This window comes from Vibrio nereis NBRC 15637 (assembly GCF_001591105.1).
GTDB classification, from domain to species: Bacteria; Pseudomonadota; Gammaproteobacteria; order Enterobacterales; family Vibrionaceae; genus Vibrio; species Vibrio nereis.
The window spans coordinates 379,355-395,578 of sequence record NZ_BCUD01000001.1 but is presented as its reverse complement, the minus strand read 5'-3'; the positions used below and the strand labels follow the sequence as shown (position 1 = coordinate 395,578).

Annotated in this window: 14 protein-coding genes and 1 other annotated feature; of the genes, 8 read left to right on the top strand and 6 right to left on the bottom strand. The window is 45.7% G+C overall.

All coding sequences use genetic code 11. The features are described 5' to 3' along the window. Positions 1–55: 55 nt before the first annotated feature. A complete protein-coding gene (locus VNE01S_RS01710; protein WP_053395576.1) occupies positions 56–2,401 on the bottom strand; it encodes a helicase-related protein in 2,346 nt (781 codons plus the stop codon). A 154-nt stretch (positions 2,402–2,555) separates the two neighbouring features. Here VNE01S_RS01710 and VNE01S_RS01705 point away from each other — a divergent pair, with 154 nt between their 5' ends. The 4 genes from VNE01S_RS01705 to VNE01S_RS01695 all read left to right on the top strand — a co-directional run bounded on the left by VNE01S_RS01705 (position 2,556) and on the right by VNE01S_RS01695 (position 6,329). Further along, a complete protein-coding gene (locus VNE01S_RS01705; protein WP_053395577.1) occupies positions 2,556–4,244 on the top strand; it encodes an NAD-dependent malic enzyme in 1,689 nt (562 codons plus the stop codon). Positions 4,245–4,289: 45 nt separating this feature from the next. Beyond that, the gene (locus tag VNE01S_RS18825; RefSeq protein WP_082331680.1) at positions 4,290–4,619 is read left to right on the top strand and encodes a DUF3392 domain-containing protein; all 330 of its coding nucleotides are present in this window, start codon (positions 4,290–4,292) and stop codon (positions 4,617–4,619) included. Beyond that, the gene (locus VNE01S_RS01700; RefSeq protein ID WP_082331681.1) at positions 4,592–5,356 is read left to right on the top strand and encodes a SanA/YdcF family protein; all 765 of its coding nucleotides are present in this window, start codon (positions 4,592–4,594) and stop codon (positions 5,354–5,356) included. Before VNE01S_RS18825 ends, VNE01S_RS01700 begins: the two co-directional genes overlap by 28 nt. Positions 5,357–5,504: 148 nt before the next feature. Further along, positions 5,505–6,329, top strand: a complete 825-nt coding sequence (locus tag VNE01S_RS01695) for a DUF2797 domain-containing protein (protein ID WP_053395578.1) — start codon at positions 5,505–5,507, stop codon at positions 6,327–6,329. 33 nt (positions 6,330–6,362) lie between these two features. Here VNE01S_RS01695 and VNE01S_RS01690 read toward each other — a convergent pair whose 3' ends face one another. Next, positions 6,363–7,598 carry a cysteine desulfurase-like protein gene (locus VNE01S_RS01690; protein ID WP_053395579.1) on the bottom strand — a complete coding sequence of 412 codons (1,236 nt, stop codon included), beginning with the start codon at positions 7,596–7,598 and terminating at the stop codon, positions 6,363–6,365. Continuing rightward, positions 7,582–8,241, bottom strand: coding sequence for a 2OG-Fe dioxygenase family protein (locus VNE01S_RS01685; RefSeq protein WP_053395580.1), 660 nt, complete (start codon positions 8,239–8,241; stop codon positions 7,582–7,584). The genes VNE01S_RS01690 and VNE01S_RS01685 overlap by 17 nt, the downstream gene beginning before the upstream one ends. A 380-nt stretch (positions 8,242–8,621) precedes the next feature. Between VNE01S_RS01685 and trxB the strand changes: the two genes are divergently transcribed. The 3 genes from trxB (at position 8,622) to cydC (ending at position 13,198) form a co-directional block, all read left to right on the top strand. Beyond that, entirely contained in the window at positions 8,622–9,584 is a 963-nt protein-coding gene (trxB, locus tag VNE01S_RS01680; RefSeq protein WP_053395581.1) for a thioredoxin-disulfide reductase, read from the top strand. A gap of 112 nt (positions 9,585–9,696) precedes the next feature. Then, positions 9,697–11,484 (top strand): heme ABC transporter permease/ATP-binding protein CydD, encoded by a 1,788-nt coding sequence (cydD, locus tag VNE01S_RS01675; protein WP_053395582.1) that lies wholly within the window; start codon positions 9,697–9,699, stop codon positions 11,482–11,484. Beyond that, positions 11,477–13,198: a heme ABC transporter ATP-binding protein/permease CydC gene (gene cydC, locus VNE01S_RS01670; RefSeq protein ID WP_053395583.1), complete on the top strand. Its 1,722-nt coding sequence runs from the start codon at positions 11,477–11,479 to the stop codon at positions 13,196–13,198. The genes cydD and cydC overlap by 8 nt, the downstream gene beginning before the upstream one ends. Positions 13,199–13,322: 124 nt before the next feature. Here the strand turns inward: cydC and rluB are convergent, their stop codons facing one another. The 3 genes from rluB to rnm all read right to left on the bottom strand — a co-directional run bounded on the left by rluB (position 13,323) and on the right by rnm (position 15,928). Next, positions 13,323–14,267 (bottom strand): 23S rRNA pseudouridine(2605) synthase RluB, encoded by a 945-nt coding sequence (gene rluB / locus VNE01S_RS01665; protein ID WP_053395584.1) that lies wholly within the window; start codon positions 14,265–14,267, stop codon positions 13,323–13,325. 106 nt (positions 14,268–14,373) lie between these two features. After that, on the bottom strand, positions 14,374–14,994 hold the full coding sequence (locus tag VNE01S_RS01660) for an L-threonylcarbamoyladenylate synthase (RefSeq protein ID WP_053395585.1): 621 nt from the start codon (positions 14,992–14,994) through the stop codon (positions 14,374–14,376). A gap of 73 nt (positions 14,995–15,067) precedes the next feature. Next, on the bottom strand, positions 15,068–15,928 hold the full coding sequence (rnm, locus tag VNE01S_RS01655) for an RNase RNM (protein ID WP_053395586.1): 861 nt from the start codon (positions 15,926–15,928) through the stop codon (positions 15,068–15,070). 82 nt (positions 15,929–16,010) lie between these two features. Between rnm and trpL2 the strand changes: the two genes are divergently transcribed. Further along, the gene (gene trpL2, locus VNE01S_RS01650; protein WP_053395587.1) at positions 16,011–16,136 is read left to right on the top strand and encodes a tryptophan operon leader peptide; all 126 of its coding nucleotides are present in this window, start codon (positions 16,011–16,013) and stop codon (positions 16,134–16,136) included. Then, positions 16,083–16,186: a sequence feature (Trp leader region), on the top strand. (Overlaps the previous gene by 54 nt.) Positions 16,187–16,224: the final 38 nt, after the last annotated feature.

The window sequence follows — 16,224 nt, the reverse complement described above, 5'->3', positions numbered from 1 at the left end:
AATAAAGCCTCATACGCGAGCGGTTGCTTAATATTTTACTAATTAAATAATTTGGCTACCTGACATCCACTATTCTGCTGGCTTTCTTATACTGGATTCGCCAACCTTTCCATGATGGCAACTCCCATCTTTTTGGATCCCCTTTACGAAGCCCATCACGATAAACGACATAAACTAGCTTCTTTGCCACTACGTATTCAACATCTAAATTGAGGTCACCAAGCTTCAACTCAAATGGGTACATGTCAGCGAAGTCCTGATATTCCCAATACGGGATCCCCTCAAACTGGAAGTCTTCCTCTGAAAATAGTTCTAATTCTTCGGGTTCAGTAAGCTCGAGCATCTCTAACTGCTCAGCAAACCAAGTATCAAAGCTGATTTGCTCGATTTTATTATTGTTGTCCGCGTGACCAAGTGCCACATACATCTTCCAATGTTCTATTTGCTCATGCCGAATTTTCGCAAAGCCCGGCATGAGTTCCCCGCTTTTCACCAACTCCAGCAATGGTTTTACAGCATACTGTCCTTGTGCCGGGACCAGCTTAGTGGCAACCACCCGACCGGCATACTCCATTTCCATCTGGACATACATCCCCTCATCCACAACTTTTGTCTCACCTTGTTGCCAACTTCCAAGCTCTAGTTCTTCAATGAGACTCAGCTCAGCCGGCATTACCACTGTTGCAAGGTTTAATGTCTGCTTTACTCCGCGTCCAGGTAGGCTGTGAGTATCTAGAACCAATGCGGCTAAGGTGGTTGATTTAAGGCGGCTACTGCGCCCAAGTGTCACTTCCATAATGCCATTGGCGAAAGCGTCTTGTCGTTTTTCTCTGCGGACAAATACGAGTTCTGGATGAAGCCTAGCAATAGCTTCAACAAGCGAGCGGTGATCATAATGGGATGACACTTCCAATTGCGGAAGTTCAAAAGCTTCTCTCATTTGTTCTGATAGCGCTTTGGCCTCGCGCAAAACCTCACTGTCCACGTTGACACCAGACAGCTTTTCCCCGCGCAATAAGCGAATCGCAAGTTGACCATCACAACCCAAAGGTTCTTCTTGGCTTAAACGTTCAAGGGACTCTTCATTACTCGATAATCGATACAGGCTAGCGGGCGTCGCCAATACAGCAGTTAAATCCACCATAGCTTCACGTAGAGCCTTATTCGGCATTCGCGTCACTAAATCAGCGTATAAAGCGTCAATGGGCAATGGGTAGATCAGCTTTCCATGCTCAGTCGCCAAACCTTTATCGTCCAAGGCATCCATACCTATGAGTATTTGCTTGGCCTGAAGCAATGATTTTTCAGGCAGCGACTCTACAAACTTAAGGCTATCGAGCGCATACCCACAACTCGCGGCTGCAAGCATCGCTTCTGTTAACGACTCTCGATGTAGTTCAGGAGGTGTCACCTCTGCTAACGCCGCATGCTCTCCGTATAAGCGAATGCAGATCCCATCCATAACACGTCCTGCGCGCCCGCTTCTTTGCTTAGCGCTCGCTTTGGAAATGTGTTTAAGACTTAAGGTCGTTTTGCCGTTCCGCTGTTCGGTTCTTCTTTCTAGGCCAGAGTCAATCACCGCAGCAATGTTAGGTATAGTTAATGATGTCTCGGCAACATTGGTGGCCAACACCACTTTTCTACTCGACTGAACATTTAGGGCGATTTCTCTTTGCGAGTCAGATACAGACGCATGGAGTGGTACAACTATCGCGTCATCTAGACCAGATAACGCCGACTGGCATTGGGTAATTTCTTTACGCCCAGGCAGAAAGACCAAAATATCACCGTCCATATCTAACAGTGCTTCCACTTCTTGCTTCACTTTCTGCTCTAGATTGCGCGCATCTGGTAGCTGCCTGGAATCTCTAGCCCGATGAGCAATTGAAACGTCGAAATTTCGCCCTTCTGCGCGCAAGCGTGTCGCGCCAACGTACTTGGCCAATTTTTCACCTTCAATAGTTGCAGAGGTGATGACGAGTTGATGTCGCTTATGCTCATTGAGCAGGGCTAACAGCAAATCGGAATCCCAGCGGCGTTCATGGAATTCATCGACGATAATAATATCGAAGCCTGCCAATTGGTTTTCAGAAAACCAACGTAGCGCCACACCCGGCGTCGCAAACACAACTTGTGTATTATCATCACATTGGTTGTCTAGCTTAATGGCGTAACCTATCGACGTTCCTAACCGCTCTTGTTTTTGCTCTGCTAAAAATTGTGCAAGCGAAGTACAGGCGATACGCCTAGGCTCTACAACCAATACGCGCCCATGCTCTGATGCCCATAGCGGTAAACGGGTTGATTTCCCCGAACCTGTATCGGCTTCTACAATCAGGTGGTTTTCGGATAGTTGAGCGAGAAAATGAGATTTTAGGGGATCAATCGGTAAGCTAGTCATCGTTTGCGTATCGTTTTCATTCGAGCAGCAAAGTATATCTGGAAACGGGGCGAGTTTGCAGGAATATCAGTTTACAACACGACACTGAATCCCTATCATTTTCATGTTCCCAGTTCCTTAGGTCTAATGGCCTCTTACCCACTAAAGGCATGTGATGAATAACGATAAACGCCCTTTATACATTCCCTATGCAGGTCCTGCCCTTTTAAGTACACCTCTGCTCAACAAAGGTAGTGCATTTACAGCGGAAGAACGTAGCTCTTTTAACCTTGAAGGTCTGTTACCAGAAAATACCGAGACCATTCAAGAGCAAGTTGAGCGTGCTTATCAGCAATATTGTAACTTTGACAACGATATGGATAAGCACATCTACCTACGTAACATTCAAGATACTAACGAAACGCTATTTTACCGCTTAGTTCAAAACCACGTTTCTGAGATGATGCCGATCATCTACACGCCAACCGTGGGTGCAGCGTGTGAAAACTTCTCCAATAACTACCGTCGTGGACGCGGTCTTTTTGTGTCTTATGCAAACCGTGATCGCATTGATGACATTCTGAACAATGCATCAAACCACAACGTAAAAGTCATCGTAGTGACTGATGGTGAGCGTATTCTTGGCCTAGGTGACCAAGGGATCGGCGGTATGGGCATTCCTATCGGTAAGCTGGCTCTTTACACGGCGTGTGGTGGTATCAGCCCAGCTTACACGTTACCAATTGTACTGGATGTGGGTACCAATAACCCTCAACGCCTTGCTGACCCAATGTACATGGGCTGGCGTCATCCGCGTATTACAGGCGCGGAATACGATGCATTTGTTGAAGAGTTTATGCAAGCAGTTCAACGCCGTTGGCCAGATGCTTTGATCCAGTTCGAAGATTTCGCGCAGAAGAATGCTATGCCGCTTCTAGAACGCTATAAAGATCGTGTTTGCTGCTTCAATGATGATATTCAAGGCACTGCTGCCGTGACTGTCGGCTCGCTACTGGCTGCATGTAAGGCGGCTGGGAACAAACTGTCTGAACAGCGTGTGACTTTCTTGGGTGCAGGTTCAGCTGGCTGTGGCATTGCTGAAGCAATCATTGCCCAAATGGTGTCTGAAGGTATTTCAGACAAGCAAGCGCGCTCTCAAGTTTATATGGTGGATCGTTGGGGTCTGCTGCAAGAAGGCATGCCTAATCTGCTCGACTTCCAGCAGCGTTTAGTTCAAAAACACAGCAACACTGCTGATTGGCAAGCAGAGGGTAATGGCTATTCATTGCTTGATGTCATGCGCAATGCAAAACCAACGGTATTAATCGGGGTTTCAGGTGCACCAGGTTTATTCAGTGAAGAAGTTATCACTGAGATGCACAAACACTGCTCTCGCCCGATTGTATTTCCGCTTTCTAACCCGACAAGCCGTGTGGAAGCAACGCCAAACGACATTATTCGTTGGACAAACGGTGAAGCGCTGGTTGCAACAGGCAGTCCATTTGACCCTGTTGTCTATGAAGGTAAAACGTACCCTATCGCTCAGTGTAATAACAGCTACATCTTCCCTGGTATTGGTTTAGGTGTACTTGCAGTACAAGCGAAACGCGTAACTGACGAAATGCTGATGGAATCAAGCCGCGCACTAGCAACCTGCTCTCCTTTAGCGATTAACGGCCAAGGTGCACTACTGCCACCACTAGAAGCGATTCACTCTGTGTCTAAAAAAATCGCTTTCGCTGTCGGCAAAAAAGCCATCGAACAAGGTGTTGCACTAGAGATTACCGACGAGGCGCTTCAAAAGACCATTGAGAACAGCTTCTGGCAGCCTGTTTACCGTCGTTACAAACGCACCGCTTTCTAACCTTCCTCATTGCAGCCCCTACTTGGGGCTGCTTTATTGCTATCTATGATTATTTTTGACTATCTAGCTCCTATCGGGCAATACCTTGTTCCATACTTGACTGAAATATCTACCGCGTTAGTCGCGTGCGTTTTAGTCATGCTCGGGGGTGAGGTGAATACGGTTTTAAGGCGTGTGCTCAGAAACTACCATTTTGTTCTTCGTACATTTGCTTTTATCTTGATTAACGCATTTGGTTACGGCTTAATCATTGTAAAAGCAACACCTTACCTAACTCGGACATTAAGAAATTTTGATGCTGGCATTATGTTTTCAATCGTTACTGTTAGTTTTATAGTTATTGGCATATGGGCACAGCGGAATCGACAAATTTAGTGAAAAAACTCTTTCAGAAATACAGACCTAAGCGCCTAAGCGTTAAAAAGCTGGCAAAGTACGCTTTTTCGCTCATTTTTGCGATGGCGGCAACTTTATTGATCATCGACCGTTGGGTGGCTTACCAAGCGGAAGATCAGCTGTATACAAAACAATCCGAAGTAGAAACATTCGATGTCGCCGTCGTTCTAGGTACCAGCAAGTACCTTGGGAAAGTACTCAACGAATATTACAGCCACAGGATCAATGCTGCGATCGCACTCTACCAAAGTGAGAACATTGGTTACTTTCTGCTGAGTGGCGATAACGCACACCGTTCTTACAATGAGCCGTGGACGATGAAACGTGATCTGCTTAAAGCAGGTGTACCAGAAGAAAGAATATTCCTCGATTACGCCGGGTTTAGAACCCTAGATTCCATTGTACGGGCCAAAGAAATCTTTGGAACTGACGACTTTCTGATCATTTCACAAAAGTTCCACTGTGAGCGCGCATTGTTCATTGCCAATTCTCACGACATCAATGCTAAATGCTTTGCGGTGCCCGACCCTTCAAGTCACTCAGGAATAAAGGTTCGCATCCGAGAAGTGTTTGCCAGAGCCAAAGCGGTATTAGATTTATACATCACCAATGCTCAACCAAAATTCCTTGGGCCAAAAGAGCCAATTTTAACCGATGAACAAAGCGCACAAGTCGTGACACCCGAAGCATCGGCCGCTGAAAACGTAGCTCAGTAATGTCAGGTAAGCGACTGATACACCTTGGCTACGGTTCAGCTCGCTTAACCTAACACCACGTATCTACAACAATCTCTGTTATTGTTATACTTCACATCTAATTAATCGGTCTCAATACGGCCGTTACCAATATTATAAGAGCAATGTCATGTCTTTAATCGCGAAAGGTACGCTAAACAAAATGCGTGCTTCTCTTGATGGTGAGGTCCACTATCACTTACCTGTTGGCGATGAACTGGTTGATCTTAAACCTTTCATCGGAAAATCTATTACGCTGACACACACAGGCAATATCTACTGCTGCTCATGTGGCAAAAAGACCAAGAAGAGTTACTCCCAAGGCCACTGCTTTGTCTGTATGAAGAAACTGGCGAGCTGTGATATGTGCATTATGAAGCCAGAAACTTGTCACTACGATCAAGGTACATGCCGAGAGCCTCAATGGGGTGAAGAGAACTGTATGGTTGACCATTTCGTCTACCTTTCAAACACTTCTAGCCTTAAAGTCGGCATCACTCGACACACGCAAATTCCTACGCGTTGGATTGACCAAGGGGCGACACAAGGTTTACCGATTTTTAAAGTTAAAACGCGTTATATTTCAGGCCTGATCGAAGTGGAACTGGCGAAGCACATTGCAGATAAAACCAATTGGCGCACCTTACTTAAAGGTGATGGCGAGCCAATGCCTCTGGAAGAAAAGTTTGCTGAATTACTGCCACTGGTCGAAGACAAGATTGCAGAGATAAAACAGCAATTTGGAGAAGACGCGATCGAGGTACTCAACGCTGATATTACACCTATCAGCTACCCGGTTACGCAACACCCAACGAAAATCACTTCGCATAATTTTGATAAAAACCCAGAAGTGACTGGTGTTTTACAAGGGATCAAAGGCCAGTACATGATTTTTGATACTGGCGTGATCAATATTCGTAAGTTTACATCTTACGAAGTTGAAGTCAGCGCATAAGTAAAAAAAGCTCCCGATTTGGGAGCTTTCTCATTATGGGTTCAATATCTTTTTCAGTTCATCAAATAAGATATCGACTTCTTCCAGCGTGTTGTAATGCATAAATCCGATTCGCACCACACCACCAGCCTCTTCCAGGTTCAGTTGACGCACTAAGCCAAGCGCATAGAAATGACCATTCCATACACAAATATTACGTTCACCTAGCTTTTTAGCAATGTACTCTGGTGTGTGGTTGTCGAACGTCAGTGCAAATGTTGGAGTGCGCAGTTCGCTATCCGCATCAGTGCGTCCCCATAAGGTAACACCTTCAAGTTCTGATAGTCGCTTCAAGAAACGTTCGCTTAATCCCGCTTCGTGACTATTAAACTGCTTATAAGATTCGACGAGACGAGAACGAAGTGAATCCCCTTCTTTCCCCCACTGAGCCAGATACTTAACAGCGGCAATAACACCAGCTAAACCTTCAAAGCTTTGGGTGCCCGTTTCAAAGCGGCCAGGCCCGATGTTCGTTGCTGGCTCTACTTTATATGGCTGAAGCGCTTGTAACCATTTTGGTGAGATATAAGCAATGCCAACATGTGGACCAAAAAACTTGTAGGCTGAACAGGCTAAAATATCGCAGCCCAGAGCTTGAACATCAACAAGATGATGCGGCGCATAATGAACAGCATCTACGTACACCATAGCCCCTACTTGGTGCGCGGCATCAACGACACGTTTCACGTCAACAATCGAGCCCGTGGTGTTTGATGCAAACGTCAGTGCAACCAGCTTGGTGTTTGCGTTAATTAATGACAGAAGATGCTCAATATCTAACGTACAATCCGATTCGTTAACACGCGCTTGATGCACAATAGCGCCTTTATCATCAGCGGCTTGCTGCCAGCTAGAGACATTCGAATAGTGATCCAGTGCAGTAACAATCACTTCGTCGCCTAACTCCCAACTACGGCTAATTGCGCGGCTAAGTTGGAATGTTAATGACGTCATATTTGCGCCAAACACGATATTATCTGCAGACTCAGCATTCACTAATGTGCCAGCATATTCACGTGCTTGCTTCATCAAATCCGTCGTTTTTTGACTTGAGAAGTAATGCCCACCCAAGTTTGAATTGAAATGACCTAAGTAAGCCGTCATCGCTTCAAGCACAGAATGCGGGACCTGAGCGCCTCCCGGCCCATCAAGAAAGATAACCGGAAGATCGTTATGAGTCTGCTGCAGGGCACCAAACTGTGCTCTGACTAGATTAGGAGTGAAGTTCATTCACCGCTTCCTTTGCTGTTAGTACAAACACATCCATGTAGCCTTCTTGGCCTTCAATCACAGACTTGATAGGCGTTGCATTATGCCAAAGCTTGTTATCGGCAAGCATGGCAACTTCACCGCTTTGCAACGCTTTACGGAAAAACGGCGCTTCATTAAAGCTGTTGTAAAGCATAATATCGCCGCCTTCAACGTTGTGGCGACCCATGCCAATTAACGCAATATGTTCAAATCCATCTTGGTGAACACCCTCTGGAGCCACCTGCGTTTCGTTATAAATTGCTGATATACGGATCTGATGAATTTCGATCTCTTGACCATTCTGTAGACTGTTTGATTGCGCAAAAACTTCGCATAATTCACGCATTCCTTCGCTTTCCAACGTCGACGTTTCTACAGGTTCAAATTGACGAACAACATTACCCTGAAAGCGATTGATATCATCAGTTTGCATGAACTCATTTTTGTTCAAATCAATCACTTTTCCATCTTTAAACTGAACCACAGAGTAACGACGTAAACGGTACTGACCATCAGCGTGTTCTGTATTTGGCAAATGACCAAAAGACGGCGCCAACTGCGCAATCGCGTTCTCACTCAGCTTAGTTAGTTGTAGGGTTGTTTCGCGGTTATGTAACATCATCTTCTCCTTAATGAATGTACATAGGTGTTATCGACTTAACATCTTTTTCACATTCATTATTTGCGCATTTATATCGTGAGATCAATGTTTTTTAGTATTTACATCCAGCATAAAACCAAAAATAAACACAAACACCAAAGTAAAGACAATATCTAGATGTAAGTTTCAGTTTTGAATGTTCCGTAGCTCAAAAACCAGTCAACTTCACTAGCTATAGGAAAATGCCACTTTTTCTCAGCGACTTAGCGAAATAAAAGAGATCGTTTGCGTTCTAATCTATAACCATTTATTACACTTCCAGCCCTTGTGAAGTGTTTGAATAGCCCCATATAATCATTAACGTTAAAAATTAATATGCATCATCGCAAAATGGAGCCCAAATGAGCGACGTTAAACACAGCAAGCTACTTATTCTTGGTTCTGGCCCAGCAGGCTACACTGCGGCTGTCTACGCAGCTCGAGCAAACCTAAACCCTTTACTTGTCACTGGCATGCAGCAAGGTGGTCAGCTCACCACCACGACTGAAGTTGAAAACTGGCCTGGTGACCCAGAAGGACTTACAGGTCCGGCTTTGATGGATCGGATGAAAGAACATGCTGAGCGTTTTGAAACAGAAATCGTCTTTGACCACATCAATGAAGTTGATTTTAGCCAACGTCCTTTCCGCCTAAAAGGTGACACAAGCGAATACACCTGTGATGCATTGATCATCTCCACTGGTGCGTCAGCAAAATACCTTGGCCTAGAATCGGAAGAAGCATTTAAAGGCCGCGGGGTTTCTGCTTGTGCAACTTGTGATGGTTTCTTCTACCGTAATCAAAAAGTGGCGGTTGTGGGTGGTGGTAACACTGCCGTTGAGGAAGCTCTCTACTTGTCTAACATTGCATCTGAAGTGCATTTGATTCACCGTCGCGACAGTTTCCGTTCTGAAAAGATTCTGGTCGATCGTTTGATGGATAAAGTTGAAAACGGCAACATCATTCTACATACCGATCGTACTCTTGAAGAAGTCGTCGGTGATGATATGGGCGTAACAGGTGTTCGAATTAAAGACACTAAATCAGACGCCGTAGAACAGATTGATGTCATGGGCGCATTTATTGCAATTGGCCACCAGCCAAACACAGGCATGTTTGAAGGCCAGCTAGAAATGAAAAATGGCTACATCGTTGTTAAATCTGGCCTAGACGGTAACGCAACACAAACCAGCATTCCGGGCATTTTTGCTGCAGGCGATGTTATGGATCACAACTACCGTCAAGCTATTACATCCGCTGGTACAGGGTGTATGGCCGCATTAGATGCAGAGCGTTTTCTTGATGCACTAGCAGACGCTGAATAATATTTTTCACTATTAGCTCAAATCCTTAAAGCCCTGCGGTATTCCCGTAGGGCTTTCTTTTGTATAATGCCCAGCTCTAACTCGCACTAATAATTATCATTAAGCCTTCACAATGGACAAAAAGAAACAGCGCGGCTTGAATAAGTGGCTCAAGCAGCAAAGTAAGCTAGCAAAACGCTGGTTAATGTTTGCTGTCGGCCTTGGCGTACTTTCAAGCGTTTTCCTGCTGGCTCAAGCAGCCTTGCTCGCCAACATTCTTCATTCGCTCATCATAGAACAAGTCGATAAGTATGAACTGATCCCGTACTTTGCTGGTCTTGCTATCATCATCGGTATTCGTGCCCTTTGCTCATGGGGACGAGAAATTGCTGGTTACCGCTGTGGGGAACAGATTCGCGTTTATATTCGCCAATTGATTCTTGATAAGTTACGAGAGCTTGGTCCTGCCTACATCAAGGGGAAACCTGCGGGCTCTTGGGCAACACTGTTATTGGAGCAAGTCGAAGACATGCACGACTTTTTTGCGCGTTACTTACCGCAAATGTCGCTGTCTGTGTTAGTGCCTTTCGTGATTTTAATTGTCGTCTTCCCGGTTAACTGGGCAGCAGGCTTAATTTTCCTAATTACCGCACCACTCGTACCTTTGTTCATGGCGCTCGTGGGCATGAAAGCAGCCGATGCAAACCGCAAGAACTTTAAAGCATTGCAACGCCTGTCGGGTCACTTTTATGACCGCTTACAGTCGATGACGACCATCCGTTTATTCGACCGAACAAAAGCAGAAACCGAAGTGATGCGCGGGGCGTCAGAGGTTTTCCGTACACGTACAATGGATGTCCTTAAGATAGCCTTTCTTTCATCGGCAGTACTTGAATTCTTCACTTCGATCTCGATTGCACTCACTGCCGTTTATTTTGGATTTGCCTTTATTGGTGAGCTGAACTTCGGTGATTACGGCGCGGGGGTTACTCTCTTTGCGGGCTTGTTTATTCTGATCCTTGCACCTGAGTTTTATCAACCTCTGCGTGACTTGGGCACCTTCTACCATGCCAAACAACAAGCCGTGGGTGCCGCGGAAAGTATTGTCGAATTTTTAGATACAGATGTCAGCACTGTTCGTTCAGGTAGCAAGACACTTGAGGAAGATGCTAGCGTCGTTATCCGTGCAACAGACCTTGAAGTTTTCTCTCCTGAAGGGCAAAAACTGCTTGGTCCGGTAAGTTTTGCGCTTAACGAGCACCAGACCACTGCGCTGGTTGGCCCAAGTGGTGCAGGTAAAACCAGCCTTATCAATGCCATTTTAGGTTTCCTACCTTATGAAGGCTCATTAACGATCAACGGCATTGAACGTACAGAACTCGATCTTGCTGATTGGCGAAAACGCGTAAGCTGGGTGGGACAAAACCCATTGCTGCTGCATGGCTCTATTCGCGACAACATTACGTTAGGCAAAGATAACGTGAGCGATGCCCAAATCGAATCGGCATTAAAAGAGTCCTACTCCGCCGAGTTTGTTGATAAACACGGGTTAGACTATCAAGTTTCTGACCGCTCTGGTGGTTTGTCTGTCGGTCAGGCTCAACGTTTAGCCTTGGCTCGCGCCATGATACAAAACGGTAAATTCTGGTTACTTGATGAGCCAACCGCGAGCCTCGATGCGCGTAGTGAACGATTAGTCATGGATGGACTGGCAGGGCAAGTGAGTGACAATACCGCGTTGATGGTCACCCACCAACTAACGCCACTTAAGAGCGTAGACAACATCATCGTGATGCAAGATGGTCAAATTGTACAATCAGGCTGTTACGATGCACTGTCTAGCCAAGAAGGTCTTTTCCAAACAATGCTTAACTCTAACCAAGCATTAAACCAAGAAAATAAGGGGAATCTTGATGCGTGATTTAATTCCCTATCTAAAACTGTATAAAAAACATTGGTTCGGTCTGTCTCTCGGGATGTTACTGGCGTTTCTAACCCTGTTTGCATCCATTGGCTTACTGACACTCTCAGGTTGGTTCTTGTCAGCCGCTGCAATTGCCGGTTTAACCATCGCACGTGAGACTTTCAACTACATGCTACCGGGCGCATTTGTTCGCGGTTTTGCAATGGGACGTACCGCGGGTCGTTGGGGCGAACGCGTTGTCAGCCACAATGCCACGTTCAAGTTATTGACTGATCTGCGTATCTTCTTCTTCTCAAAACTGGCCCCGCTTATTCCTGGACGCCTATCTAATCTACGGGATGCGGATCTGCTTAACCGATTAGTGGCAGACATTGACGCCATGGATCATGTGTATCTGCGCCTTGTTAGCCCAATGATTGTGGGCACACTGGGGATCGCAGGTCTGACCGCTCTACTTTGTTGGTTCGACAAAGAGCTTGGCTTGACCTTAGGCGCCATTTTGTTGGTATTACTGATCACCTGGCCAATGCTGTTTTACAAGTTAGGTAAACGTAACGGTGGTGAACTGACACAAAATAAAGCTGATTTACGTATTGCGACTCTGGATTGGCTACAGGGTTACAGCGAGCTGACTCTATTTGGGGCAGAGGAGCGTTACCGTAATGCGATCCTGGATACCCAGGAACGGTTACTCAAAAACCAGATGTTCAATGCGCATTTCGCTGGTTTAGCACAAGCCTTATTGCTACTGGCGAACGGCTGGACACTAGTGCTAATGCTTTGGCTCGCAGCAGACGGCGTGGGTGGCAACATGCCAGATCCAATGATCGCTTTAGTTGTGTTTGCCACTATGGCAAGTGTCGAACTGCTCATGCCGATTGCGGGCGCGTTCCAACACTTGGGCCAAACGCTAACTTCAGCAAGGCGCTTGAACGACGTTATTTTGTCAGAGCCAGATGTTACCTTCCCATCAGAAAATGTGTCGCACAGTGATGACTTTTCGATCGAGTACTCTAACGTTTCATTCCACTATTCAGATGATGATACGCAAGTACTGAAGCAAGTTAATCTGAATATTCCGGCAAAACACCGCATCGCAATTGTTGGCCAAACTGGTTCTGGTAAGTCTACCCTACTCCAACTCCTCAATCGTTATTGGGATGTTCAACAAGGTGAGATTAAATTGGCAGGCCAGCCTATTCAGAATTGGAGTGAAAACCAATTGCGCAAAGCGATCAGTGTCGTCAGCCAGCGCGTAGATGTTCTCAATGGTTCTTTGCGCGATAACCTTTTGATGGCAAAACCAGATGCTAACGATTCCGCTTTGGAAGAAATCCTTGAAAAAGTCGGCTTAGCCAAATTACTTGAAGAGAAAGGGTTAAACACTTGGCTAGGTGATGGTGGCCGTCAGTTGTCTGGCGGTGAAAAACGCCGAATTGGTATTGCTCGAGCGTTACTCCACAATGCCCCTATTTTGCTGCTTGATGAGCCAACAGAGGGGCTAGACAAACAAACGGAACACCAAATTATGCAGTTGTTTGAGGAGCACTTTGAAGGAAAGACTGTTGTGTTCATCACTCATCGACTAGTGAATCTAGATAAGATGGACTCGATTTGTTTGCTTGAGCAAGGAGAAGTGGTAGAACACGGCAGCCACAGTGACCTATTAAGTCAAAAAGGCCGCTATTACGAGCTCAACCAAACGCTTTAGTCGCAGTAAAGTAGTCACTCATACTAAAAGAGCCGAAGTCAGAAATGCTTCGGCTCTTTTTAATTGCGCATAGCAGAGATAAAAAAAGCAGCCATTGGCTGCTTTCTTCAATTAAGACGGTAAATTAACGCTGGCGCTGTTTGTTACGTGCACCTTGCTCACCGGCACCTTTCTTAGGTTTGCGGCGTGCTGGGTTATTGCTACGACCACCACCGTTATTCATGCGTTCTTCGTGACGTTTAACTGCACGACGAATTTTTTGGCTACGAGAACGTTCACGCTTGCGTGATGTGTTCGCTTTGTTTTCGTCCAATAGTGTTTCTCTTTCTGGGCGAAGCTCCACTAACTCACGTAAGTAGTTAACCTGTTTAAGGTCAAGCTCCATCCAACCGCCACGTGGCAATTTCTTATCTAGGTAAATATCACCATAGCGAACACGTTTCAGACGGCTAACGGTTGTTTCTTGAGATTCCCATAGACGACGAACCTCACGGTTACGACCTTCGTTAATTGCAACGTAGAAAGTGTGGTTCATACCATCACCACCTGCGTATACAACATCTTCGAAGCGAGCCATACCATCTTCAAGCTCAACACCACGAACCAAGTTTTTCACTTTCTGTTCGGTAACTTCACCAAATACACGTACGAGGTATTCACGTTCAACCTGACGGCTTGGGTGCATCAGACGGTTTGCAAGTTCACCATCCGTTGTGAAAAGTAGTAGACCAGATGTGTTTGCATCTAGACGACCAACTGAAATCCAGCGAGAGCCGCGGATTTTTGGCAAACGGTCAAATACAGTGCGGCGACCTTCTGGGTCATGACGAGTACACAATTCACCTTCAGGCTTGTAGTACGCTAGAACGCGACAAATCACTTCTTCCTGCGCTTTCGCAGAAACAATGTGTCCGTCAATTCGAACTACCGCGTTCTCATCTTCTAATCGCTCACCAAGCTTAGCGACAACTCCGTTCACACTCACGCGACCAGCTTTAATCAAAGCTTCAAGCTCGCGACGTGATCCGTGACCTGCTCGTGCTAATACTTTCTGTAACTTTTCGTTCATTTATCTACCTATGTGTCGTCTTCTCAGACGTCGAATAAAAATGTGCGACCCAAAATCGCGGTCGCACATTATCGCAAATACTGTGCCGAAAATCACGTATTTTTGATTATTCGAACGGTGCAGGATCCCCTGAGCCTAAACGGGCAATAACAGGCTCATCCTCGCTAAAATCAACCACTGTGGTTGGTTGCTCACCAAGATAGCCGCCGTTAAGAATACAATCGACTGCATGTTCTAGTTTGTCACGAATATCTTCCGGATCAGATTCCGTCACATCGCTACCCGGTAAAATAAGCGATGTAGACATCAGTGGCTCGCCCAGCGCTTCTAACAAATCTAACGCAATGCGATTGTCCGGAACACGGATACCAATCGTCTTACGTTTTGAGTTCATTAAACGTCGTGGCACTTCTTTCGTACCTTTAAAGATGAAAGTGTATGGCCCCGGTGTATTGTTCTTCAGCAGACGAAACGCCGTGTTGTCTACTCGTGCATACAATGACAACTCAGAAAGGTCGCGACATAAAAGCGTAAAATTATGCTTTTCATCTAAACGGCGGATCTGACAAATTCGCTCTAACGCTTGTTTGTTTTCTAGCTGACAACCCAATGCGTAGCCTGAATCCGTTGGGTAAATGACGACTCCGCCATTACGAATGATTGCTACAGCCTGATTGATCAAGCGAGCCTGTGGGTTTTCTGGATGAACGTAAAAAAACTGGCTCATTGTAATTCCTCATTATTGGGTCCGCGGACCCTATCGAATCTCTCGACTCTATATTCTAATGTATTGATATGATTCAAACAGACGCTTCTGTTTGTGAAGGCTCAATACCCCAATCTTGCCATACAGGTTCCGCACCTGCAGGTAACCAAAGATTTCTGCCCAATTCCATCCACGGAGATGGATAATGAAAATCGCTGCCTTGAGAAGCTAATAGTTTGTATTGTATAGCATAATCTGCCAAGTTGCGTCTTTCTTGTTGTCCTTGTTGAGGTTGTGCAACTTCCATTGCATCCCCACCCGCTTCAACAAAGGCGGAAATCAATCTTTTTGTCCACTTAGCCGTTAAGCCATATCGGCCCGGGTGCGCCAATACCGCTTGACCACCAGCTGCGTGTATCGCTTCAACCGCATCAGCCATTGAACACCATTGCGGTGGCACGTATCCCGGGTTATTGCGGGTCAAATACTTTTTGAAGACCTGTTGCATGGTTTTAGCATACCCGTTATCCACCAACCATTTAGCGAAATGCGCACGCGTAATAGGCGCGTCTCCCGCAATCACTTTGACTTCTTCTAGAACGCCTTCACGTGTCGCTTTGCTTAAGCGATGAGCGATGAGCTCTGCTCGGCCTTGCCTGTGTTCTTTTTGCTGTTGGATAAGAGCTTCAAGCTGAGCGGATTCAGGATCAATATTCAAACCGACGATGTGAATATCTTTGTTTTCCCATACTGTGGATATTTCGATACCGTTGATCAGCTTAAGCGTATAACCCTGCTCTTTTATGTAGCGATGAGCGGGCTCTAACCCGTCAACTGTATCGTGGTCGGTAATAGCCAGTACATCCAAATTAAAGCTTAATGCGCGATCTATCAATTCAGCGGGCGCTAGTCGTCCGTCAGAGGCAGTGGTGTGGCTATGTAAATCAATTCTCATAAATCTGTTTTTTTAGTTGACTTTTTACCTCTGCACTAGTTAACTAGTACACAAATACGAAGTACCTGAATTAAGGCTCACTATGTTACAAGAAATTAACCACAACCAGAAAGCGAAAGTTGCAGTTTGCTCAATGAGCACCACTGCATCAGATCTATCTTGGTGGCGCACTTGGACAAGTTCTTGGTGGGCTAACGTGTACTTCTAATTTATAGAATTATTGTTACAAAAGCCCGCTGATATAGCGGGCTTTTTTGTTTTATTACCTTTTACACATTTACATGCTCAATAAATCG